This is a genomic window from Marivirga harenae, from assembly GCF_030534335.1.
GTDB lineage: Bacteria > Bacteroidota > Bacteroidia > Cytophagales > Cyclobacteriaceae > Marivirga > Marivirga harenae.
Map to the genome: position 1 here is coordinate 3,762,628 of NZ_CP130565.1, position 23,694 is coordinate 3,786,321.

The window sequence follows — 23,694 nt, forward strand, 5'->3', positions numbered from 1 at the left end:
AATTCAGCCTTAATTCAAATTAATTGAAATAAACTATTAAGAATACCCTAAAACTTCTGTATTGTTTTACATTTTAACTAAATTAAAAAGCCCGTACCAACTAAGGAACGGGCTAAACTAGTAATAGTAAAAAATTACTTTGAATCTACACTGTCAGCTTCAGCTTGGTAAGCTTTGTTTAAGCCTTCAATTACCTCATTGGTGATTTCTAATCCCTCATTTGCATATAAAACGTCACTTCCTCTGGAGTAAGTTAATACTAATTGCAAGTTATTGTCATCACCGTAACTTTTTAAATAATCGCTAATAGTCTTGTACAATTCATTGTTTAATTCGGCCTCTTTTTGACGCAACTTTCGAGATAAATCTTCCTGATAAACCCTTAGGTTTTGTTGCTTTTTCATCAAATTCTCCTCTAATGCCTTTCCTTGCGCCACTGTCAAATTTTGAGCTGTTCTTTGGAAATCATTAATTTCATTTTGCAAACCTTGAGCCCTATTTTGGTATTCCTTTTCATATTTTTGAGAAAGTTCACCCAATTCGGACTCGATTTTTTGCATGAAATCATAATTAGCTAATAAAGAATCAGAATGAACGTAAGCAATAGATACATTTTGATAAATCTTATCGTCTTTCTGCTCAGTTGAGGTGGTCTCTTCTGGATTTTCACTTCCACTAAATTTGTCAATAAACAAATAGGCTACAGCAACGATTAAGATGATATTCAGTACTAGGGATAAATTCTTCACGTGTATTTTATTTTAAATTAGGTTTTAATAACGCCTGCAAAGTTAATCAAACAAATTAAAGTGCAAAGCCTAAGGATTTTGGTTTTAGACTTATTTTTGTTCTTCGTCAGAATCATCCTTTTTCTTCTCAACGTATTCATACATGAACCTATCCTCAGGTTTGGTAAAATTATAGTTCTCTCCATCATACTCAAATTCCTCTTCATCCCATTCTTTTTCAAAATACAATTTCAATTCAGCTTGACCTGCAAATTCATTTTTCATCCACAAAGCCACAAGTAAACCGCTTAAGAGGCCCATAAGGTGGGATTCCCATGAAATATGTCCGTCTTGCGGCAAAACCCCATAGAACATTCCGCCATATAAAAGTAATACCACAAAAGAGAGCGCTAAAGAGGATTGATTTTTACGCAATAATCCACTAAACAAAATAAAAGAGGCAATCCCATAAATTACACCGCTGGCACCAATATGGTAGGCTTCACGAGCAATTAGCCATACGAAAATTCCCGTAGCGATATAAATATAAAGTAGAGCTTTAAGTGCAATTTTATCATAAAAGAAAAACAATATGATTATCAACAGCATAAGAGAAAAGCTGTTGGACAGCAAATGCAAGAAATCACCATGGATAAATGGTGAAGTAAAAATACCAATTGTACCTAAAAGATGCCTTGGCATGATGCCAAAATGCGCGAAATTGGCAGCAAATCCCCATTCTGCAGCCTTGACCAACCACAATAGTAATATAATGTAGCTACCAAAAACTACACTTTGCCGAAAAAGAGATTTTTCCTTGGACATACTTTAAAGATACGAATTTCCTGAAAAAAGGTAGGGGTTTTTAAAAGTAGATGTCTTGAGCAAGCCGATAAGTATTGGCATGAGCATCAATAATGTGTGCGATCTTTTCAGAATATCCTCCACCCATACTGGCAACAACAGGAATCTCGTTCTTGTAACAATGCTCAAAAACAATTTTATCGCGCTCTTTGCAACCTGCAATACTCATCCCAAGCCGGCCTAATTTATCTGTAGCCAAAACATCTACACCTGATTGAAAAAAAATAAAATCTGGCTCCTGTTCTTGGATCAATCTTGGAAGTACTTCCCTAAGGATTTTAAGGTACGTTTTATCATCCGTTTTGTCTTCTAGCTCGATATCTAAATCAGAGTTTTCCTTATGCATTGGGTAATTTCCTTTTCCATGCATACTGAAAGTAAACACTTTGGGATTATTTTTAAAAATCTCCGCAGTTCCATTGCCTTGATGTACATCTAAATCTACAATCAGGACTTTTTCAGATTTTTTATTCTTAAGGAGATAATTAGCAGCGATAGCAATATCATTTAACAAACAAAAGCCTTCACCTCTATCCGTAAAAGCGTGGTGTGTTCCACCGGCAATATTCATGGCTGCTCCATATTTCAAAGCAAAATTAGCAGCATCAATCGTGCCTTGATTAATTATTCTCTCACGCTCAACCAAAGCTGCAGACAAAGGAAACCCAGTCCTTCTTTCTTCTTTTCGGCTCAGCATCAGGTTTTTTAATTTCTGCCAATATTCGTTTTTATGAACTGATAATATATTCTCTTCCGATAATAATTCAGGTGGAAAAAAATTACTTGAACTAACAGTTCCTTCGTAAATTAATTGCTCTGGAAGCAGATCATATTTCTCCATCGGAAAGCGATGATTGTCAGGCAGCGGGTGTGTATATTCTTTTCTCCAAGCGATTTTGAGCATCTACAATGTTTAATTTTTATAAACCAACGAAGAGGATTCATGTTTAAAATATTCAGAAATCAATATGAGGACGCAAAAAAAAATGCTGACTCATCAAAGTCAGCATTCATTTATATCAATTGATATTGAAAATCATCTTCCTCTAGCCAAGCGAGCGATTACAGAAATGACTAGTAATACCAAAAACACATAAAAAATTATTTTTGCTATTCCCGCGGCTCCAGCGGCTATGCCTCCAAATCCTAATACTGCTGCAATTAATGCAATGATCAGGAATATTAAAATCCATCGTAACATAATAAAGTTTTAAAGTCAAAAAATATTAATTAGTAGAATTTACAAACTTTTGTAACGAGTGATCTCTTTGCTTTGTTACATAAAACTAAATATGAAACATCAAACAGCAGTGAATTTGATTAATTGAAAAGATATAATAAAACAACAACTAACTTGTAGGAAGCAGAAACCTTAATCCACGTCAAACTCCTCTTCATTAGAAACAAATGAATAGAGTGTATCATCTAGATTTAGATTATCTTCATTGAAATCGTGAACAAATTTGTTCATGACTTCATCATCTACTTCTTCAACGTTCAAACCAACATCCAAGCCGACACCATACTCTCCGCCATTGTCCATATCCACATGCTCTTGGACTTTAACCAACTCTTCATCTTCGATATCATCAATCATTTCTGCTATATACAGACCAATTTCTTCTTCTACATCATCCAATGTCCTTAAATCACCATTTTCATCTTCTTGGAATTTGATCGGCTTGAAATTAGGAAACTTCTGCGCTGCTTTATGTTCAGCTAATTCATATACTTCACTAGCATGATGTAGTCGAAGCGTGTAAATGACGGCATCATAAATCACATCCTTTCCTTCATACTTTCCTGTAAAGCGAAAATGCTTATACTCATCATTATTGTCATCGGTATCAACCAAGACAAATTGGTTTTTTTGCTGAGCAATTTTTTGCTTCAATTTCTCGATTTCTCCGGCATCGAAGCCTTGGTTTTGAGCACTCATAATTTGCTGGTTTGTATTGAGGAAATAAATTACAATATTTTTTCAAAAATCACAATAAAATAAAATTTATTCGCTCTTTTTGCTTACCCCTTCAAAAATACTGTTTACAATGGCTAAAATGACTCCAAACAGTAATGCCCACCAGAATCCTTCAACATAAAATCCATCTACAACATAATCAGCTAGCATTACCATTAAAGCATTGATAACCAATAAGAAGAATCCTAGTGTAAAAACTGTGACAGGAATTGTTAAGATCACTAAAAGGGGTTTTATGGTTGCGCTAAACAGCGCTAAAAACAAGGAGACTACCAATGCATCAAAAAAGCCATCCACGTGCGCACCAGGAAGTATGTACGAAGCGACAATAACCGAAAGTGAAGAGAGTAATAATTTGATTAAAAAGTTCATTCTAAAAAGTTTAAATATCTTGAATCTAAATTACGGAATAGAGAGTCTAATGATTCCTATTTGCAAATAAATACAAACAAATTAAAAGCAATTGTATAAAAAGGCTGTATTTAAAAGTATCTGTCTTTTAGCACCTTTTGGTGATGTTTCCAATGTCCAACGATAATGTACCATAAGCTTAGGATCGAGATCGGATTCCCATCTGCTACTCCTTCTTTTTTAAGTATTTTATCTGGCATTGACAAAAATAAAGATTGGTGACTTTTCCTCAAGTAATAAAAGTCCTCTGCCATTTTTGACTTATCAAGTTTACAATATTCAGAAGCTTCAGCGTAAAGATTTTCAGAGAACCCTGCTAATGCTTTTGTCTCACCTCTACTCAATGTTAGCGCCCTATATGCCATTATTCGCTCGGTATCAATGCAATGTTGGATCACTTGTGCCACACTCCACTTTCCTTTTTCATAACGATAATTCCACTTTTGATCCGGGATATTATTAATCATTACAGAAATTTCGCTCGCTTGATGTACAAGAACATTCTTAATGTCACTCTCTACCAAATCAACGTAACCTTGATAAAATGGTGCATGTACTAGATTCATGTTTAAAATTAATCATTTATTCTTTAATCGCATCCATTTTTTTGGCTACTTCTTCAGCCTCTGCCATTTTCAAGTCTGCCTTTTTTCTATCAATAGAACTTAATTTATGATATTCGGCCAATAGCTTTTTGTATTCTTCGTTAAGCTTTTCTTTTTCAGTCTTCTTTTTAAATAATCCAAACATAGTTTTTCTTTTATTTTTGAAAACAGTGACCAATTCAATTTGTTTGAATTACTTTCAATCCCAAGTCCAAGAAATTAATTAAATTAGATTTCCTTTGAGGCATCTCCTCTACTGGAAATTTAATACTCAACTTAATAAAATCTGTTCCTGCTACATGTTCTTCAATATCACATTGATTTAGGTCTTTCAAAAGCATGTAATTATTTGATCTATAATGATAATCCCAAGGTTCTGAATTCACACAAAAAAATACGTTTTCATCTTCCTGAAACTCTTCGATCAATTTATTACCAAACTCCCGTAAATACTTTCCTTGCAAATGAAAAGTAGCCGAAATAAAATGACCCCAATAAAACATAATGCGAAAAGCAAGAATATCTTCTCTTGTGAAATGCGCAGGATAATCCAGAATCATATAAGGCAATCGCTTATAATTTTCACCTTTTGAGATTTTTCCATTATGAAGCTTCAATTGCTCAGGCAATTTTGATTGAAATGGGAGTAATCGGTCTTTGATTTCCTTTTGCAATTCCTCCAAAAAATCCCATACCTTTTCCATCATCCTGTATTTAATCAATAGAATGGTGGGATCAGAGGCTAAATCTAATTCTTGAGTGGTAAATTTTGACATAAATAAAATAGGGTGAGATTCGACTAGCCCACCCTATCAATTTTTTAAAGGTAGATTACACCTGATCAGGTTTCTGAATAATTTTCAACACAATCTCATGCGGATCATTGTCAGTATCAGTAATCTTAATCCTAACCATGGGGTTATCAGCTTTGATGTTGTCCTCAATGTCAACAATCTTAAATTGACTTAACTTACCTTCAATTTCGCGAGCTAATTCTTTAATGGCTTTTGCCATTTCCACTTCAAGCTGACTGGGGTTATATTGCTTTGTAATCATAGTTGTCCGTTTTTCTTAAATCTACTGATTTTAATAGATAAATAACATTAGTACTAAAAAAATTACCACCTAATTAAAGCAGAACCCCAGGTAAATCCGCTACCAAATGCGGCTAAACATACCAAATCCCCGCTTTTAATTTTTCCCTCATGCCAAGCTTCGCTCAGGGCAATTGGAATAGAGGCAGCTGTTGTATTACCATATTTTTGAATATTGTTAAAAACCTTATCATCGGTTAATCCCATCTTAGCCTGAATAAATTTCGAAATCCGCAAATTAGCTTGATGAGGGACCAACATATCAATATCGGATGGTTTTAAATTATTTTCTTCAAGTGCTTCATTGATAACTTCTTGAAATCGGACTACTGCATGTTTGAAGACCATATTTCCATTCATGTAAACTTTATAGCCAGATGTATCTAAGATTTGCTCAGGCTGCCTTTCTTCACGTGGCCGACTACTTCCGGGGTCTTTCACATATAATTCTTCGGCATAAGTTCCTTCGGCATGTAAATGCGTAGACAAAACCCCCTGTTCATCTGAAGCACTCATTATCGCAACTCCAACTCCATCACCAAAAATAACTGCGGTAGATCGACCTCTGTCGGACATATCAATAGCGGTAGATTGAATCTCACCACCTACAACCATAATATTTTTATACATGCCTGTTTTTATAAATTGATCAGCAACCGACAAACTATATACAAACCCAGAGCAGGCATTTCTGATATCCAAACATCCAATAGTTCCCATCCCCATTTCTCGTTGAAGAAGCACACTAGAGCCAGGAAAAAAATAATCAGGCGTGATGCTGGCAAAAATGATAAAATCTATATCATCGTTTTTCATTTTAGCATTTTTAAGCGCCATATCTGCGGCAGTCTTTGCCATTTTGGCCAATGACTCTTCAATTTCCGGATCAAAAAACCTTCTTTCCTTTATCCCTGTTCTCTCCGTTATCCATTCATCTGTAGTATCAATCCACTTGGCTATATCATTATTGGTCACAACTGTCTGTGGCACAGCATGACCCAGACCTACAATTTTCGACTTTTTCATAAGTAATTATTCGTTTCCTTTACGTTTTGCATTTCAGGATTCCAATATTTCTAAAATGCGCTCCAATATAGAGCAATATTGATTTCTAATCAAAAATAGTAGTCATGCAGAGTATTAAGGGCAGGCAAGTCCTTGTTTAAAATATTATTCAAACCAGGATTTATACAGCGTGTAATTTTTAGCTGTTCTACCAAATATTTCTGAAAGTTCCCCTTCTATTTTTTTAACTTTTTTAGCAGGGACACCTGCGTAAATGTAACCCGATTCTACAACTGTATTTTCTAATACCACAGCTCCTGCCGCTACTATTGAATGCGACTGAACAACCGCATTATCCATTACAATTGCACCCATTCCAACCAAAGAAGAATCTTCAATAGTACAACCATGGACGATTGCCTTATGCCCAATGGAAACCTTATTACCAATAGTAGTTGATGCCTTTTGATAAGTGCAGTGGATAACTGCTCCATCCTGAATATTTGTCTCATCTCCAATGGTAATACTGTTTACATCCCCTCGCACAACAGCACTCCACCAAATACTGCATGACTTTCCAATCACAACATCCCCAACAATTACTGCATTATCAGCTATGTAAGTATTCTCACCTATTTGCGGAGCTTTACCTTCACATTTTTTAATTATTCCCATTTTAATGTAAATTTATTTATCTATGTAACTACATATAATGCTTATGTATTTCTTTATTTTTTTGTAAACATTATTAAAATACTGCCGTTATCGACATGTATAATATAAAACCACTAATCTATGAAAATTTTAAAAACATTAAGTGCTTTATTTGTAGCTATAATTGTCGCTGCTGCTTGTACATCTAATCCAAAAGGTGATGAAGCAAAAGTAAGTGAAGCAGAAGAAGTAAAAGAATCAGAAGGAATGGAAATATCTGTATCAAGTAATGAAGCTGATATGGAATTCGTAGGAACAAAGCCCACAGGTAGACATTATGGTAATATTGCTTTGACCAATGGTTCGATAAAAGTGAAAGATGGCAAGGTAACTGGAGGGAAATTCGTGTTTGACTTAAATGAAATTACCATAACAGATTTAAAAGATGATCAAGAAAATCATGATAAACTCGTTGGCCATTTAAAATCAGATGATTTTTTTGATGCAGAAAATTATCCCCAAGTTACCTTTGAACTAGTTTCAGTAAAATCATTAAATCCTGAAAAATCTGCTGAAAATTATGATTCCTACCAAAATGATATGGAGCAACCAGCTGAGGACGAAAAAATTATGGAGTTACCCGAATTTGAGTTAGAAGGTGCAACTCATGAGGTTACTGGAAACTTGACTATGAGAGGGAAGACTTTGGCTATAACAGTGCCAGCAAAAATAGAGATCTCTGAAAATAATGTAAAAGCCTTTACAAATTTCAGTATTGACCGAACCAAATGGGGTTTAATGTATGGAGACGAGTCAAAGGCAGTTGATAAAGCGAAAGATCAATTCATTTATAATAAAGTAGGTGTAGGATTTAATATTAATGCAACTGCTGAAAACATGTGATTCCAGTTTGAAATAAAACGCCTTGAAGGTTGCTAAAATTTTTTAGCAACCTTTTTTTATGCAAATTTGTATTCAAAATTCTGCCATTTGACATCTGCAAAAATCGACATATCATCAACTCGAAATTTCTGGAATAACTTACTGCAATGGAGTATTCAATTTCAATATGCAGTAATTCTTTATCCCCAACAAATAGCGCAATATCCATTTGGCGCATTTCCACAGCGCATAGCGGTAGGAAATAAAAAATTAAAACTAAAGGCTCCCTATTTTCAATCATTGAAAGATTATTTAAAAACACATCCTAAAAGATCCATATATGGGTATTTAGGCTATGATCTAAAAAATGAGCTAGAAAAGTTAGAAAGCGGTAATTATTCAATAATAGACTGGGAGCCGATGGGTTTCTTTGAGCCTACATGCGTTATAACAATTGAAAATCATGAACTCACAATTGAAAGTGATGATTTAGAATATTATCAAAATGAAATTCAAAGATTTATAAAACAGAAGAAAACAAATTTATATACAAAGCCATCAATTGAAAATTTAAAGTCCTGGACCAGCAAATCTGAGTATATCAATACGGTAAATCAATTAAGACAACACATAGAGGAAGGCGATATTTACGAAATCAACTACTGCATAAACTTCTCCGCGAATGTGACAAATTTCGAAGCAATACAAGTATTCCAAAATTTAAGTAACAATTCCCCAGCCCCCTTTGCTTCTTTCTTAAAAATAGGTAACCAGTATATTATTTCTGCATCCCCTGAGCGCTTTATTAAATTGAAAAACGATAAAATTATTAGCCAACCGATAAAAGGCACAGCAAAAAGAGGAAAAACAAAGGAAGAAGATACTGCTAACAAAAAAAGTCTAATAGAAAGCGAAAAAGAACGTGCTGAAAATATGATGATCGTGGATCTGGTTCGTAACGATTTATCAAAATCAGCCGAAACAGCTACTGTCAAAGTAGAAGAAATGTTCGGGATTTACAGCTTTCAGCAAGTTCACCAAATGATTAGCACCATTTCAGCGATCAAGAAAAAAGAAATGCATTCCGTAGACATCATTAAAAACGCATTCCCTATGGGGAGCATGACTGGTGCCCCAAAAATTAGTGCCATGCAATTGATAGAGAAGTATGAGAATATCAAAAGAAATGTATTTTCTGGAAGCATTGGTTATTTCAAAGGAGAAAATGAATTTGACTTTAATGTTTTGATCCGCAGTATATATTATGATGAGCAAAGCAAAAAATTAAATTATCAAGTGGGAAGTGCCATCACCTTTGATTCTGATGCCGAAGCTGAATACGAAGAATGTCTCTTAAAAGCCATGGCCATAGAAAAAACACTTGGTTTAATTTAATTAGACAATTCTAAAATTTTCCGCCCGAAATTCTACTGCCATAATGTCATTTTCAATAATTAATAGCTACCTTTGCAAGTCAGGCATAAACATTACACAAAGCACTTTATAAATACAAAATATGAGTGAATTGATTAAAGATTTGGACATCATTGCAGAAGAGGCCAAAACGGATGAATCTTGCGGTATTCAAGTATCAAAAGAAGAAAACACAGGCAAAAACCGAAAACTATATATTGAAAGCTACGGCTGTCAAATGAATTTTTCCGATAGTGAAATCGTGACTTCGATCATGAAAGATAATGGGTTCGATACTACAAATGATTTCAATAATGCGGATGTGATATTTCTCAACACTTGCTCAATTAGAGAAAAGGCTGAGCTAACGGTGAGAAAAAGACTGACTGACTTTAATAAAGTAAAAGCAAGCAAACCCGAGATGCAAATTGGTGTATTGGGTTGCATGGCAGAGCGATTGAAAACAAAACTCCTAGAAGAAGAGAAAATCGTTGATATAGTTGCTGGCCCTGATTCCTACCGTGACTTGCCTAATTTGGTCAAAACAGTAGATGATGGCGAAAAAGCAGTAAATACTTTCCTCAGTAGAGAAGAGACTTACGCGGACATTAGTCCAGTCAGATTGAATTCAAATGGTGTAACTGCTTTTATCTCTATCATGAGAGGTTGCGATAACATGTGTTCTTTCTGTGTGGTGCCTTTCACTCGCGGAAGGGAAAGAAGTCGTGATCCTTTTTCGATCGTTAAAGAAGCGCAGGACTTATTTGACAAAGGGTACAGAGAAGTAACGCTTTTAGGTCAAAATGTCGATTCATATAAATGGTCTGAAGAAATGAACAATAAGGCCAGATTAGAGAAAATTGAAAAAAAAGAGGATGTAGCCGTGATCAATTTTGCTAATTTGATTGAAATGGTAGCAAAAGTATCCCCTGATTTAAGAGTAAGATTCTCTACTTCGCACCCGAAAGATATCACGAATGAGGTATTACATACTATTAAAAAGTATGACAATATCTGTAATTACATTCACTTGCCTGCACAAAGCGGAAATTCTAGAATTCTAAAAATGATGAACCGAACTTATGACAGAGATTGGTACATCAATCGAGTAGATGCGATTAGAGATATTTTGGGAGAAGAATGTGGCATTTCATCTGATATGATTTCCGGTTTTTGTTCCGAAACAGAAAATGAACATCAAGACACCTTAACGCTTATGGACTATGTGAAATATGATTTCTCTTATATGTTCTTCTATTCTGAAAGACCAGGAACTTTAGCTGAAAAGAAATACGAAGATGATATTCCTTTAGCAACCAAAAAGAGAAGATTACAGGAAATAATCGATAAGCAAAGGCAACACTCTTTAGAAAGGAATAATTTGGTATTGAACAAGATTCACAAGGTTTTGGTAGAAGGAGCTTCTAAGAGATCTAATGAACAATTGCAAGGAAGAAATTCTGAGAATAAAGTAGTCATCTTCCCAAAAGAAAACTACAAAAAAGGAGATTATGTTGATGTTTATGTTGACGAATGCACTGGCGCAACATTAATCGGTAAAGCGGTCTAAATACATATTACTTTGGATATACAGACTATCAAAAATAGATTCGGCATAATCGGTAACTCCGATCATTTAAACTTTGCCATAAAAGTAGCCATGCAAGTAGCTCCTACGGATATGACCGTGCTCATTACCGGAGAAAGCGGAGTTGGTAAGGAATCATTCTCCAAAATTATTCATCAATTAAGCGCACGGAAGCATGGTCAGTTTATAGCCGTGAACTGTGGAGCTATCCCAGAAGGAACCATTGATTCAGAGCTCTTCGGACATGAAAAAGGGTCTTTCACTGGTGCTTATGATACTAGAAAGGGATATTTCGAAGTAACTGATGGAGGCACCATATTTTTAGATGAAATTGGCGAAATGCCACTTTCCACACAGTCGCGACTACTAAGAGTATTGGAAAATGGAGAGTACATTAGGGTAGGTTCATCTAAAGTGATGAAGACTGACGTTCGGGTTGTCGCTGCAACCAACGTGAACCTTATTCAAGCAGTTGAAAAAGGGAAGTTTAGGGAAGATTTGTATTATAGATTAAATACTGTTCCGATTTTTGTACCACCTTTGAGGGACAGAGGTGAGGATATAGAACTACTCTTTAGGAAATTCACCTCAGATTTTGCTGAAAAACACCATGTTAATGCCATAAAATTGACGGCTGATGCTAAGCAAGCATTAATGGCTTACCGTTATCCTGGAAATATTCGACAATTAAAAAACATTGCTGAACAAATTTCCCTATTAGAAATGGAGCGAGAGGTAGATAAAGATATTCTCTTAAAGTATTTACCACAAGAGGGGAATATGATGCCGGCTCTGTATAAAAGTCAAGACGGTACCGGAGGCAGTAAAGATAATTTTTCTGAAAGAGACATTTTATATAAGATTCTCTTTGACATGCGAAATGATGTGGAAGAGCTAAAAAAGCTAGTTCATAACGTTTTGAAAAATGAAAACTACGGAGAAGAGATTCTGAAAGACAACGAGGATCTATTTGAAGTAAAGCAAAATGAGTTCAAAGAAAATGCGGAGGGGATAAGAACACCATTTTTACTGGATAGCAGAAAAGAGGAGGACGAAGACAGTGAGCATTTTGATTTAGAAGATTACCAAGACGCAGAGCATGAAATCGAAGAAGAATCTTTATCTCTTGAAAAAAAAGAAAAAGAGATGATCGAAAGGGCACTTTCCAAAAATCAGAACAAAAGAAAATATGCGGCACGGGATTTGGGCATATCAGAGAGGACATTATATAGAAAAATAAAGCAATATGACCTTTAAAAGTATATTTACATTTTTATTTTTGGCAATATTCACCAGTAGCTGTGGCGTTTACAGTTTTACGGGAGCTTCGATTTCACCGGACATTAAAACAATGTCTATCCAATATTTTTACAATGATTCAGGAAATGGCCCTCCAAATTTACAGCAAACCTTTACTGAAAAAATTAGGGACTATTATCAACAAAACACGAGCTTGGAGCTTGTTGACTCAAATGGGGATTTACAACTAGAAGGGTCTATTACTGGTTATACCGTACGGCCAATTGCAGTAACAGCCTCAGGAAATCCTGAATTGCAAGATGCCGCTGGTGCGCAAAGATTGGAGATCACAGTGAAAGTGAGTTACGTCAACACTAAAGATGAAGTATTCAATTTCGAAAATAAGTCCTTTAAATTCTATGATGATTTTGATGCTACTGCGAACACCTTAACGGCTGTGGAAGATCAATTGATAGAAACCATTACCGATCAGATAATTTTAGATATTTTTAATGCATCAGTAGCAAATTGGTAAAATTTTGTAACTTTAATTCTTTAAAATAGAACCAAGTGGACAAACAAAGGCTTACAACCCTCATTAATCAACCAGAAAAATTAGAAGAAAATGACTTCAGAGATTTGGCTAATCTGAAGAAAGAGTTCCCTTATTTTCAAGCCTTATCCCCCTTAATAACACTAGGTTCTAAAAAATATTCTCCTGAAACAGAGAAAAAACAGCTTCAAACTTCTGCGATTTACGCCCTGGATCGAAAACACCTAAAAGAAATTTTAACCAAGGACTATATCCAGGCTGTAAAAAAAGTCGAGCCGGTAGAAAATACCTATCAGCAGGAAAATGAAGTGCGAATAGCGAAAAATAAAGTCATTGAATCTCCTTCAGTAGATAGAAAAAAAGTTGAACAAAAAACTGAATATGTTAGCAAACCTATAATTGAGTCTTCCGCAATAACAGATTCTTCTCATTTACCTGATTCTTTTTTCGAAGAATTATTTAAGGATATGGAAGCACTGAAGGAGGAAAAAGAGAAATATCAAAAAACTTTAGAAAAATTCGAAAGTAAGAAGACAACAGCTACAAAATCAAAAACGGCTACCACAAAAAAAACCAGCTCCAAAACAACAACTAAGAAAGCTGCATCTCCTAAACCCACTTCTGCCAAGAAAGCAACCACACAAAAGCCCAAAGCAGCCACAACCAAGGAAACAAGTAGTGCCAAAAAACAGCCAAGCTCTAAAAAGGCGACAACAACAAAGACAAAAACCACTATTACAAAAGTCCCAGTTTCAAAATCTAAAAAAACCTCAAAGAAACCGAAAAAAGATGAGCATGACATAATTGAGGAAATAACCTCAAGAAAAGAATTAAAAATTAGTGATGCTCATAAAAAGGAACAACTGGACATTATCAATAGCTTCATTGAAAAAGAGCCTGTTTTAACCAAAAGATTAGACCCTGATAATCAATCAAATAAACAGGAAGCTGAAGACCTTTCGGCTAATAGCACCAATCTTTCGGACGATGTAGTTTCGGAAACTTTGGCGAAATTGATGATAAAACAAGGGAGAAAGCAAAAAGCAATTGATATTTACAAGAAATTAATTTGGAAATTTCCACAAAAAAAGACGTACTTTGTCGAAATTATAGATGAGTTAAAAAAAGAATCATAAATACATGTTAACATTATTAATTACTTTAATCATTTTAGTGGCCATTTTATTGGTATTGGTAGTATTGGCTCAAAATTCTAAAGGCGGTGGATTATCCAGTCAATTTGGAGGTTCAGGAGCAAGTCAAGTTGTTGGAGTTAAGAGAACTGGTGATATTTTAGAAAAAATCACATGGGTTTTAGCAATTAGCTTAGTGGTATTAGCTTTGGCTTCTTCATTTGTTATTAAAACAACGACTGTTGATACGGGCTTTACAAGTCCTAACATAGAAAAGGCCCAGGACGAAACTCTATTACCAGGAATGGAAGGAGCTGGACAAGAAGAAGGATTATTACCTCCAACAGAAGGTGAAGGAAGTTCTGAAGGTCAAGAAGGTAGTGGAGATCAAGAATTAATTGAAGGACTTCAAGAAGATACTGAAGACGGAAGTTCAGAAGAATAGATTATTTTAGCTTAGAGGCTATTGAAAAGGGAATCCGCATGGTTTCCCTTTTTTTGTTCCTTTGGATTATTTGAGCTAACTGATTTTTATACCACGATCAGAATTACAACTCGCAATAGTAGTGCAATGACTTATTTCAATACTTATTCATCTAAATACCCCCCCTCTTTCCCAACTCTATCACCTCCAACTTTTCAATTTTCCCATTATTAATTTCAAACCTCATCATCGTCCTAATTTTATGAAAGCCTTGATTTCCTGCAGCACCCGGATTAAGATAGAGTAAATTATTATGCTTCTTATCTGGCATTGCCCTCAATATGTGCGAATGCCCACAAATAAAAACATCAGGCTTTTCCGATTGAATTAATTTCCTGACTCGTGGATTATAAGATGGCGGCTTCCCTCCAATGTGGGTCATAAATATTTTTACTCCTTCCCTCTCAATAAATAAATTCTCTGGATAGGTTCTTTGAAATTCAGGTGTATCGATATTTCCATAGACAGCAATAGATGGAGCAATTTTATTTAGTTGCTCCATGATCTGTCCAGATTCACCTATATCGCCTGCATGCCATATTTCATCGCATTCTTTGAAATATTGGGGAATAGTTTCATCCCAAAAGCTATGAGTATCGGATATTAAGCCTATTTTCATTTAATGGTTATTATTCTATAGGAAGAAATTAATGAGCAGAAAGATATTTTAATCAAAGATTAAATTTGATAGATTCCCACTTGCGTGGGAATGACGCACAGAATCAAATCAGTAGATTAAGGTAATTTTTATCATTAGAATTACAATCGTAGCGTCAGTCCTGTGAAGACAGGAATCTTGTCTTATTTAAACTTAGTTTCAATAATCCTACAAATCCAAATCATCCAAATAAGCCTTAATGATATTACCCAATTCTGCAAAATCCTCCTCGTAGGTTTCCTTGCTATTTAATTTCCCCTTTACACTCACATAAAATTTAATCTTAGGCTCTGTACCGGAAGGTCTGGCGGATATTTTACTCCCATCCTCTAAGAAAAATTGTAAAACATTAGAAGACGGAAAATCCAATTTGCTTTTCTTTCCACTTTCCATATTCAAAATGGTCGATTTCTGGTAATCTCGCACTTCAACAACTTTGGTACCAGCCAGGCTTTGAGGAGGTTTCTCTCTAAATCGAGTCATCATGGCCTTAATTTCCTCGCTTCCTGATTTTCCCTTTTTAGTAATCGAAACTAAATCCTCACGATAGAAACCAAACTTCGTGTACATTTCGATCAAGTAATCATAGAGAGTTTTGCCTTGAGATTTCACATATGCAGTCATTTCTGCAATCATCACCACTGAAGCAATAGCATCCTTATCACGAACATAATCGCTGATCATATATCCATAACTTTCTTCTCCTCCACCAATAAAAGTTTTCTTGCCCTCTAATTCCCTGATGACTGCTGCAATGTTTTTAAACCCGGTTAAAGTATCGAAACATTCCACCTTGTAGGCATTTGCAATATTTTTGAAAAGCTCGGTAGTTACAATTGTTTTTACAATGAATTGATTACCATCCAACTTGCTTAAATCATTCCATCTACTTAACAAATAGTAAATAAGCATAGAGCCGGTCTGATTTCCATTTAATAATGCAAATTCATTTTCTCCATTTTTGATCGCTATGCCGACTCTATCAGCATCAGGATCTGTAGCCATTACAATGTCAGCATCTACTTTCTTACCCTTTTGCAAAGCCATGGACATAGCCTCCTTTTCCTCGGGATTCGGATAGACTACCGTTGGAAAATTCCCATTGGGCTCCGACTGTTCCTCTACCAGATGTACATTCTTAAAACCAAACATTTCTAAAGCTTTCGGCACTAAAGTAATTCCCGTACCATGAATAGAAGAAAAAACGATATTAATAGATTTGTCTTCTTCAGAGGCATTGGGGAAAAGAGAGATTTTCTTTATTTCCTCAAGGTAAGCTTCATCTATATCATTACCTATGGTTTCAATGAGTTCTTCCTTACCATCAAAATAAACATCATCGATGGATGAGATAGATTGAACCTCATTCATTACATTCAAGTCATGCGGAGCTACCATTTGTGCACCATCAGTCCAATAAGCCTTATAGCCATTATACTCTTTCGGATTATGAGAAGCAGTCAGTACCACCCCACTTTTACAACCCAAGTGACGAATTGCAAAGGATAATTCAGGGGTTGGACGTAAGCTTTCAAAGAAAAAAACTTTAATATTATTTGCTGTAAAAACATCCGCTACAACTTTGGCAAATTCTTCAGCATTATTTCGACAGTCATGAGCAATGGCAACCGAAACTCCTTGCTCGGTGAAAGTTTTGTTTAGATAATTACTTAATCCTTGAGTTGCCATTCCCAGGGTATATTTATTCATTCGGTTACTGCCAACCCCCATAATTCCCCTTAAGCCACCCGTCCCAAATTCTAAATCTTTATAAAAAGACTCTTCAAATTCTTCCTTATTATTTTCTTGTAGGGCTTTAATTTCTTTTTTGGTGGCTTCATCTACAGATTTACTATCTAACCACTGCTGGGCTTTTTCCTGACTTGTCATTTTTGGTTCCTATATTTTAAATTCTAAAATCTGATTTGCAAAAGTCTATTTTCCTAATCCAAAAAATCAAAAGGGATTAGAATGCTTAAATTACTGAATTATCAAATAGTAAAAAATATTTATGAATCGAAAAGTGCCTAAAAAGCAAAAAACCATAGAATTGTCATTCTATGGTTTTAAAACACTATACACAACCAGATAAATTTATTAATCTAATTGTTTTACAAATTACCTCTCAATTCTTGCTCTCTTTCAATAGCTTCAAACAAGGCTTTAAAGTTTCCTTTACCGAAGGATTTTGCACCTTTCCTTTGAATGATTTCATAGAAAACGGTCGGTCTATCCTGAACTGGTTTAGTGAAAATCTGAAGTAGGTATCCTTCATCATCTCGATCTACCAATATATTATTCTCTCTTATAGGCTCAATATCTTCTTCAATTTCACCTACCCTCTGCCACAAATCTTCATAATAAGTGTCTGGCACTCTTAAAAACTCCACTCCTCTTCTTCTCATTTCAGACACTGTATCAATTATGTCATCTGTAGCGATCGCAATATGCTGAACTCCTGCTCCTTTGTAAAAATCTATATATTCCTCGATTTGAGATTTCTTTTTGCCTTCAGCCGGTTCATTTATTGGGAATTTTATGAAACCATTTCCATTGGAAACTACTTTCGACATTAATGCAGTATAATCGGTAGCAATATCTTTATCATCAAATGTAATCAACAGATTGAATCCCATCACATCTCTGTAAAAATCAACCCAGGTATTCATCTCTCCCCAGCCAACATTACCTACACAATGGTCTACATATTTCAAACCAATAGGCTTCACTAGTAATTCGCTTGTTTTTTCTACGAAGCCCGGCAGGAAAACGCCATTATAATCATGTCTATTTACAAAAGTATGAATAGTATCTCCATAGGTATGGATAGAAGCTACCGTTACTTCGCCATGTTCATCTTTTATTGTTTTTGGTGCAGTATGTGGTTTTGCACCTCTTTTGGTTGTTTCATTATAAGACAATTCTGCATCGTCCACCCACAGCGCTAATACTTTCACTCCATCCCCATGCAGGTTCACATGCTGAGCTACCTCCGTATCAGGGGCTAAAGAAGAAGTCAAAACCAATCGAATTTTCCCCTGTTGCAACATATACGATGCTCTATCCTTAATGCCGGTTTCCGGACCCGCATAGGCCTTAAGCTCAAATCCAAAAGCCGTTTGGTAATACATAGCGGACTGCTTTGCATTTCCAACATAAAATTCGATGTAATCGGTGCCATTTATTGGCAAAAAATCCTGTTCCATAGTAGTTTAAATCGATTGCATAATTATTAACAGTTCAAAATTATGTTTTTTACACAGTAATTGAAATAAATATGAAACTATTCCTAAATAGTCTTCTATTTACTTGGAAGTTATTGGCAATCTAAAGAATTTTACGCTCAGAAAATAATAGCACTTAAGCATGATAGATATTAAAAAGTTAGACAAGGATTTGACAGCATTGGTAAAAGCAAAAATTGCGTTAAGCAAATTGACCTATGCCGATAAAGACTATGACAAAATTGAAGAAGAACTTCATGATATGGAGGACGATTTTATTGAAAATTACGGTGAGTACTTGGAAGAAGCATTAGCCGAAGTTCATGATGAATTCTGTCCTGATAACGATGTACTGCTTCCAATAGCCTATTTAGCTGATGAATACATTGTGGACGGAGATTCAATTGATGTAGCTCCTGGACATGGTGTATTGGTTGAGGCTGATGATTTTGCAAGTGCTAAAGTCACTTTAGCCTTAGCCCCTCAGCCAACAAGGATAGTACTTCAAGCAGGAAACGACCATAAGGAGGTTGTTTGGAAGGCGCAATAATTTGAACCTTTTTAGAAAAGTAGAAATCCCTTTCTGCAACGGAAAGGGATTTTCCAGCCTTCTGTTTCATTAAAATTGGTAACTTTTTCTCTATAAGGTATTTTACAATTCACAACTCAATTTGTAGCTATACACTGTCCTAACTTTTAGTTTTTCAACTTCAACGAAATACCCATTCCCATTCTCACAGGGAAAAATCTTATAGAACTATTGCAATCAGTCAAATAAGCCAGTCAATATTTTTTCTTTTATTAAATATTTCCATTTCCCAATCATCCCTCTATATTTGCAGGGTTTTAAAAAATAAAAAAATCTTATGAGCAATATTATCTGGATTGTCCCGATTCTCGGGATTGTGGGACTGATTGTTATGGCTATCAAATCCGCTTGGGTATCGAAGCAAGATGCTGGAGATGAAAGGATGACGGAATTAGCTGGCTACATAGCAAAAGGAGCTATGGCATTTTTAAGGGCTGAATGGAAAGTGATGTTCTACTTTGTAATTATTGCCGGTATATTGTTGGCATACTCAGGAACACTAGTTGAAACCTCTTCCCCTGTAATCGCAATTTCATTCGTAATTGGTGCCGTATTTTCAGCATTTGCAGGGTATGTAGGAATGAACATCGCAACTAAAGCGAATGTAAGAACTACTCAAGCTGCAAAAACTAGTTTATCAAAAGCCTTGAAGGTATCTTTTTCTGGCGGTACTGTTATGGGACTCGGTGTTGCAGGTCTTGCAGTATTTGGAATGGGGATTTTATTTATTTTCCTATATAATATGTACGTTATCCAAACAGGCGGTGATGTAAACGGCTTAGAAATGGAGAAAGCATTGGAAGTGTTAGCTGGTTTCTCTCTAGGAGCTGAATCCATTGCACTTTTTGCACGTGTTGGTGGTGGAATTTATACAAAAGCTGCCGATGTAGGAGCTGATTTAGTTGGTAAAGTGGAAGCTGGTATTCCAGAAGATGATCCGAGAAACCCTGCTACAATTGCTGACAACGTTGGTGATAATGTTGGTGATGTTGCCGGTATGGGCGCTGATTTATTTGGTTCGTATGTAGCTACCATTTTAGCCTCAATGGTATTGGGTAGAGAAATCATTTCTGAAGATCAATTTGGAGGCATAGCCCCTATCCTACTTCCTATGATTATCGCAGGATTAGGTCTTGTATTTTCTATTATAGGTACTTTATTCGTAAGAGTTAAAAATGAAAACGATAGTGTTCAAAAAGCATTGAACTGGGGAAACTGGTCTTCAATTGTTTTGACTGTCGTTGCTTCCTTTTTCTTGGTTGATTATATGCTTCCAGAAACTTTGATGATAAGAGGCTATGAATTTAGTAGCATGGATGTTTTCTGGGCAATCTTTACTGGTTTAATAGTTGGAGCCCTAATGAGTATCATTACTGAATATTATACAGCTATGGGCAGGAAACCTGTATTATCGATTGTAAAGCAATCCAGCACTGGTGCTGCAACCAATATCATTGGTGGTTTAGCAGTAGGTATGCAATCTACCGTTTTACCTATTTTAGTTTTGGCAACTGGTATTGTAGTTTCCTATTCTTTTGCAGGTCTCTATGGTGTGGCTATTGCTGCTGCTGGAATGATGGCAACTACAGCCATGCAATTAGCAATTGATGCCTTCGGACCTATTGCTGACAATGCAGGAGGTATTGCTGAAATGAGTGGCTTACCGGAAGAGGTTAGAGACAGAACAGATAATTTAGATGCTGTAGGGAACACTACTGCTGCTACTGGTAAAGGATTTGCTATCGCATCTGCTGCCTTAACAGCGCTAGCACTATTCGCTGCTTTCGTGGGAATTTCTGGAATTGACTCCATTGATATTTATAAAGCACCTGTATTAGCAGCATTATTTGTAGGTGGTATGATTCCATTTATCTTCTCTTCTTTAGCAATTGCAGCGGTAGGTAGGGCAGCTATGGATATGGTGCAGGAAGTAAGAAGACAATTCAAAGAAATGCCAGGCATTATGGAGGGTACAACCAAACCTGAATATGAAAAATGTGTGGATATTTCAACTAAGGCTTCCATCAGAGAAATGATTTTACCTGGAGCTATTGCTTTGATCACTCCTTTATTAGTTGGATTCGGGTTAAAAGGAGTTTTCGCTGAAACTTCTTCTGCTGAAATTTTAGGTGGTTTATTGGCCGGGGTTACGGTATCCGGTGTTTTGATGGGTATTTTCCAGAACAATGCCGGAGGTGCATGGGATAATGCCAAAAAATCCTTTGAAAAAGGTGTGGAAATCAATGGTAAAATGGAGTATAAAGGATCTGAGCCTCATAAGGCTTCAGTTACTGGGGACACAGTAGGTGATCCTTTCAAAGATACTTCAGGACCATCTATGAATATTTTGATCAAATTAATGTCAATTGTTGCTTTAGTAATTGCTCCTCATATTTCGGTTAAAGACCATAGTACTGCTGAAATTAAGAAAGAAGTAAAGGAAGTAGTAGTTGAAAAAAGTGAAGTAATCAAAGCTGAAAAATAAGATCAGTTTTTAAAAATATAGAAAAGGTTAGTTGTTTCTCCAACTGACCTTTTTTTTTATAACTAACTTAAAACTATTTTCTACTCCCAATTCACTAATCTTTTATTGTATTTATAGTAAATCATTTATATTTTGCTAATACTTTTTTCGGTATTACAAATACAACCCTAATGGCAGACAACAATTCTCAAGACAGCAAGCAAAAGAGAAAATTCTCAATTAAAAAATATATTCGGATAGATTTTAAAACTTTACAAGGTAGAATTACTATTGGGTTTTTATTAATGGGTGCCTTTGCGATCATCATGCTAATCAGCAGTAATTACTCATGGAATAAGCAAATTACGAAAGGAAAAGAATTAATAGCACTAAATAAAAACAGTAGTACGCTGGCTTCCGAAGTTCAACAATTAGTAGATTTGACTACAATCCTTTCCTTTAGGTATATCAGTACAGAGGATGATCTCTTTAAAAATGATATTGAAAACCGGTGGTTCAACAATATTTACCCCAAAGTAGATGAATTAGACAGTTTAGTAAGAGAATTTGGGAATCAAGATATTGTAACCTTCACTGAAGAATTGAATGCTCATTTACCCAAGATCAAAAGCAAGCAAAAAGAAGCTGTAGATGATTTAAGTTTTGAAAAGCTCAATAGTGAAGAACTTATAGATGATATTATACATTTGACTTTTCTTACTACTTCTATTAAGGAGGAATTAGCAAAGTCGGAAAAACAATCTATCCAAAGTATTGAACAGGCTGAACGTAACATCCCACTATTACTTAGCATAGAATTTATTATTGCATTTATCATTAGTACTGCGATCGCACTTTATATAATTCGTTCTGTATTACTAAGAGTTAAATACGTAAAGGTTAATATTAGAGAACTGTCTCAGGGTAACCTGCCTAAAGAGATGGAAGAATCTGAAGATGAATTAAATTCTATTATAAGAGCTATTAATGAATTAACTACAAACCTAAAAGGAATAACAAGATTTGCAGACGAAGTAGGGAAAGGTGATTTCAATACGAATATCACAGTTTTTGAGAATCAAGGTGATTTAGGACAATCTCTTGCAGAAATGAGAAATGAGCTGCAAAATGTCGCTGACGAAGATAAGAGAAGAGTTTGGTTCAATGAAGGAGTAGCCAAATTTGGCGATATTTTAAGAAAAAATAATGAGAATATTGAAAACCTTTCCGCTAGGCTAATTTCAGAGTTAGTTGAATATACTGATTCCATTCAAGGCTCCCTCTTCATTGTAAATAAGGAAGATGAGCAAAACATTAAAATCATTCTGAAAGGAGCTTATGCATATCAAAGACAAAAATTCGTTGAAAAAGAATTAGCTCCTGGTCAAGGTTTAGTGGGACAATGCTACTTGGAAAAAGAGCATATCTATTTATCTGAAATACCCGAAAATTATGTTTCTATTCGTTCTGGATTAGGTGAATCTTCACCAACGCATATCCTAATCAGTCCTATGAAATTAAATGAAGAGGTATTTGGAATTATTGAACTAGCTTCTTTCAGGTCTTACAAAGATCATCATAAAGAATTTATAGAGAAAGTAGGAGAAAGTATTGCTTCCACAATTCAGGGCCTACAAGTATCCATGGAAACTAAAAGATTGTTAGAGGAGTCTCAGTTAAAAGCAGAACAACTACAGGCCCAAGAAGAAGAGATGCGTCAAAATGCTGAGGAGTTAGAAGCTACACAAGAAGAAATGGAAAGGCAAAGTCGTGAAATGGGAGCTTTTAATCAAGCAGTCAGTATTTCAACAATGGTAGCTGAATTTGATAAATCTGGTAAAATCATAGAAATCAACAGCCAATTAGAATTACAAACCGGGTGGGATACGGACGATTTATCAGGTATGGATAGAAAGAAACTCTTTCTGGATGAAGAAGACCAAGATTGGACAAAAACTTGGAATAGTATTACTGATAATATGTCTATGAGCAAATCTGCTACCTTAATAAATAAGCAAGGTCATGAAATCCCGGTTGTGGCTCATTGCATGCCGGTGTCCGATGAACAAGGTAATGCACAGAAAATTGCTTGCATATTTATAAGAAAAGAAAAATTGTAATAACATTA

The 23,694-nt window shown here is 35.4% G+C and carries 25 protein-coding genes; 10 read left to right on the forward strand and 15 right to left on the reverse strand.

What is annotated here, in order from left to right:
• Positions 1 to 134: 134 nt before the first annotated feature.
• The 12 genes from Q3Y49_RS16075 to Q3Y49_RS16130 all read right to left on the reverse strand — a co-directional run bounded on the left by Q3Y49_RS16075 (position 135) and on the right by Q3Y49_RS16130 (position 7,360).
• On the reverse strand, positions 135 to 749 hold the full coding sequence (locus Q3Y49_RS16075) for an OmpH/Skp family outer membrane protein (RefSeq protein WP_303269575.1): 615 nt from the start codon (positions 747 to 749) through the stop codon (positions 135 to 137).
• Positions 750 to 839: 90 nt separating this feature from the next.
• Complete coding sequence (locus Q3Y49_RS16080; RefSeq protein ID WP_303269576.1) at positions 840 to 1,553, reverse strand: rhomboid family intramembrane serine protease; 714 nt, start codon at positions 1,551 to 1,553, stop codon at positions 840 to 842.
• Between the two features lie 40 nt (positions 1,554 to 1,593).
• Positions 1,594 to 2,496: a histone deacetylase family protein gene (locus tag Q3Y49_RS16085; protein ID WP_303269577.1), complete on the reverse strand. Its 903-nt coding sequence runs from the start codon at positions 2,494 to 2,496 to the stop codon at positions 1,594 to 1,596.
• 132 nt (positions 2,497 to 2,628) lie between these two features.
• Positions 2,629 to 2,793 (reverse strand): DUF1328 family protein, encoded by a 165-nt coding sequence (locus tag Q3Y49_RS16090; RefSeq protein ID WP_303269578.1) that lies wholly within the window; start codon positions 2,791 to 2,793, stop codon positions 2,629 to 2,631.
• Positions 2,794 to 2,964: 171 nt separating this feature from the next.
• The gene (locus Q3Y49_RS16095; RefSeq protein ID WP_303269579.1) at positions 2,965 to 3,531 is read right to left on the reverse strand and encodes a hypothetical protein; all 567 of its coding nucleotides are present in this window, start codon (positions 3,529 to 3,531) and stop codon (positions 2,965 to 2,967) included.
• 66 nt (positions 3,532 to 3,597) lie between these two features.
• The gene (locus tag Q3Y49_RS16100) at positions 3,598 to 3,942 is read right to left on the reverse strand and encodes a phage holin family protein (RefSeq protein ID WP_303269580.1); all 345 of its coding nucleotides are present in this window, start codon (positions 3,940 to 3,942) and stop codon (positions 3,598 to 3,600) included.
• Positions 3,943 to 4,052: 110 nt separating this feature from the next.
• Positions 4,053 to 4,547 carry a DinB family protein gene (locus Q3Y49_RS16105; protein ID WP_303269581.1) on the reverse strand — a complete coding sequence of 165 codons (495 nt, stop codon included), beginning with the start codon at positions 4,545 to 4,547 and terminating at the stop codon, positions 4,053 to 4,055.
• Between the two features lie 16 nt (positions 4,548 to 4,563).
• Positions 4,564 to 4,731: a Lacal_2735 family protein gene (locus Q3Y49_RS16110; RefSeq protein WP_303269583.1), complete on the reverse strand. Its 168-nt coding sequence runs from the start codon at positions 4,729 to 4,731 to the stop codon at positions 4,564 to 4,566.
• A gap of 34 nt (positions 4,732 to 4,765) precedes the next feature.
• Positions 4,766 to 5,362: a hypothetical protein gene (locus Q3Y49_RS16115; protein ID WP_303269584.1), complete on the reverse strand. Its 597-nt coding sequence runs from the start codon at positions 5,360 to 5,362 to the stop codon at positions 4,766 to 4,768.
• Between the two features lie 55 nt (positions 5,363 to 5,417).
• A complete protein-coding gene (locus tag Q3Y49_RS16120; protein WP_303269586.1) occupies positions 5,418 to 5,642 on the reverse strand; it encodes a hypothetical protein in 225 nt (74 codons plus the stop codon).
• A gap of 62 nt (positions 5,643 to 5,704) precedes the next feature.
• Positions 5,705 to 6,706, reverse strand: coding sequence for a 3-oxoacyl-ACP synthase III family protein (locus tag Q3Y49_RS16125; protein ID WP_303269588.1), 1,002 nt, complete (start codon positions 6,704 to 6,706; stop codon positions 5,705 to 5,707).
• A 144-nt stretch (positions 6,707 to 6,850) separates the two neighbouring features.
• The gene (locus tag Q3Y49_RS16130) at positions 6,851 to 7,360 is read right to left on the reverse strand and encodes a gamma carbonic anhydrase family protein (protein ID WP_303269589.1); all 510 of its coding nucleotides are present in this window, start codon (positions 7,358 to 7,360) and stop codon (positions 6,851 to 6,853) included.
• Between the two features lie 120 nt (positions 7,361 to 7,480).
• On the opposite strand from Q3Y49_RS16130, the gene Q3Y49_RS16135 reads away from it, so the two are divergent.
• The 7 genes from Q3Y49_RS16135 (at position 7,481) to secG (ending at position 14,592) form a co-directional block, all read left to right on the forward strand.
• The gene (locus Q3Y49_RS16135; RefSeq protein ID WP_303269591.1) at positions 7,481 to 8,242 is read left to right on the forward strand and encodes a YceI family protein; all 762 of its coding nucleotides are present in this window, start codon (positions 7,481 to 7,483) and stop codon (positions 8,240 to 8,242) included.
• An 87-nt stretch (positions 8,243 to 8,329) separates the two neighbouring features.
• Positions 8,330 to 9,616 (forward strand): anthranilate synthase component I family protein, encoded by a 1,287-nt coding sequence (locus Q3Y49_RS16140; RefSeq protein ID WP_303269592.1) that lies wholly within the window; start codon positions 8,330 to 8,332, stop codon positions 9,614 to 9,616.
• Positions 9,617 to 9,737: 121 nt separating this feature from the next.
• Entirely contained in the window at positions 9,738 to 11,204 is a 1,467-nt protein-coding gene (gene miaB, locus Q3Y49_RS16145; RefSeq protein WP_303269594.1) for a tRNA (N6-isopentenyl adenosine(37)-C2)-methylthiotransferase MiaB, read from the forward strand.
• A gap of 12 nt (positions 11,205 to 11,216) precedes the next feature.
• On the forward strand, positions 11,217 to 12,479 hold the full coding sequence (locus tag Q3Y49_RS16150) for a sigma-54 interaction domain-containing protein (protein WP_303269596.1): 1,263 nt from the start codon (positions 11,217 to 11,219) through the stop codon (positions 12,477 to 12,479).
• On the forward strand, positions 12,469 to 12,996 hold the full coding sequence (gene lptE, locus Q3Y49_RS16155; RefSeq protein ID WP_303269597.1) for an LPS assembly lipoprotein LptE: 528 nt from the start codon (positions 12,469 to 12,471) through the stop codon (positions 12,994 to 12,996). The genes Q3Y49_RS16150 and lptE overlap by 11 nt, the downstream gene beginning before the upstream one ends.
• Before the next feature lie 35 nt (positions 12,997 to 13,031).
• Entirely contained in the window at positions 13,032 to 14,150 is a 1,119-nt protein-coding gene (locus tag Q3Y49_RS16160) for a DUF8458 domain-containing protein (RefSeq protein WP_303269598.1), read from the forward strand.
• Between the two features lie 4 nt (positions 14,151 to 14,154).
• Positions 14,155 to 14,592 carry a preprotein translocase subunit SecG gene (gene secG, locus Q3Y49_RS16165; protein WP_303269599.1) on the forward strand — a complete coding sequence of 146 codons (438 nt, stop codon included), beginning with the start codon at positions 14,155 to 14,157 and terminating at the stop codon, positions 14,590 to 14,592.
• A 151-nt stretch (positions 14,593 to 14,743) separates the two neighbouring features.
• Here the strand turns inward: secG and Q3Y49_RS16170 are convergent, their stop codons facing one another.
• The 3 genes from Q3Y49_RS16170 to hppD form a co-directional block, all read right to left on the reverse strand.
• Positions 14,744 to 15,250, reverse strand: coding sequence for a metallophosphoesterase family protein (locus Q3Y49_RS16170; protein ID WP_303269600.1), 507 nt, complete (start codon positions 15,248 to 15,250; stop codon positions 14,744 to 14,746).
• Between the two features lie 207 nt (positions 15,251 to 15,457).
• Positions 15,458 to 17,179: a phospho-sugar mutase gene (locus Q3Y49_RS16175; RefSeq protein ID WP_303269602.1), complete on the reverse strand. Its 1,722-nt coding sequence runs from the start codon at positions 17,177 to 17,179 to the stop codon at positions 15,458 to 15,460.
• 221 nt (positions 17,180 to 17,400) lie between these two features.
• Entirely contained in the window at positions 17,401 to 18,495 is a 1,095-nt protein-coding gene (hppD, locus tag Q3Y49_RS16180) for a 4-hydroxyphenylpyruvate dioxygenase (RefSeq protein ID WP_303269604.1), read from the reverse strand.
• 160 nt (positions 18,496 to 18,655) lie between these two features.
• Here hppD and Q3Y49_RS16185 point away from each other — a divergent pair, with 160 nt between their 5' ends.
• The 3 genes from Q3Y49_RS16185 (at position 18,656) to Q3Y49_RS16195 (ending at position 23,686) form a co-directional block, all read left to right on the forward strand.
• Complete coding sequence (locus Q3Y49_RS16185) at positions 18,656 to 19,063, forward strand: hypothetical protein (protein WP_303269606.1); 408 nt, start codon at positions 18,656 to 18,658, stop codon at positions 19,061 to 19,063.
• Between the two features lie 316 nt (positions 19,064 to 19,379).
• Positions 19,380 to 21,587 carry a sodium-translocating pyrophosphatase gene (locus tag Q3Y49_RS16190; RefSeq protein ID WP_303269608.1) on the forward strand — a complete coding sequence of 736 codons (2,208 nt, stop codon included), beginning with the start codon at positions 19,380 to 19,382 and terminating at the stop codon, positions 21,585 to 21,587.
• 170 nt (positions 21,588 to 21,757) lie between these two features.
• The gene (locus tag Q3Y49_RS16195) at positions 21,758 to 23,686 is read left to right on the forward strand and encodes a GAF domain-containing protein (protein ID WP_303269610.1); all 1,929 of its coding nucleotides are present in this window, start codon (positions 21,758 to 21,760) and stop codon (positions 23,684 to 23,686) included.
• Positions 23,687 to 23,694: the final 8 nt, after the last annotated feature.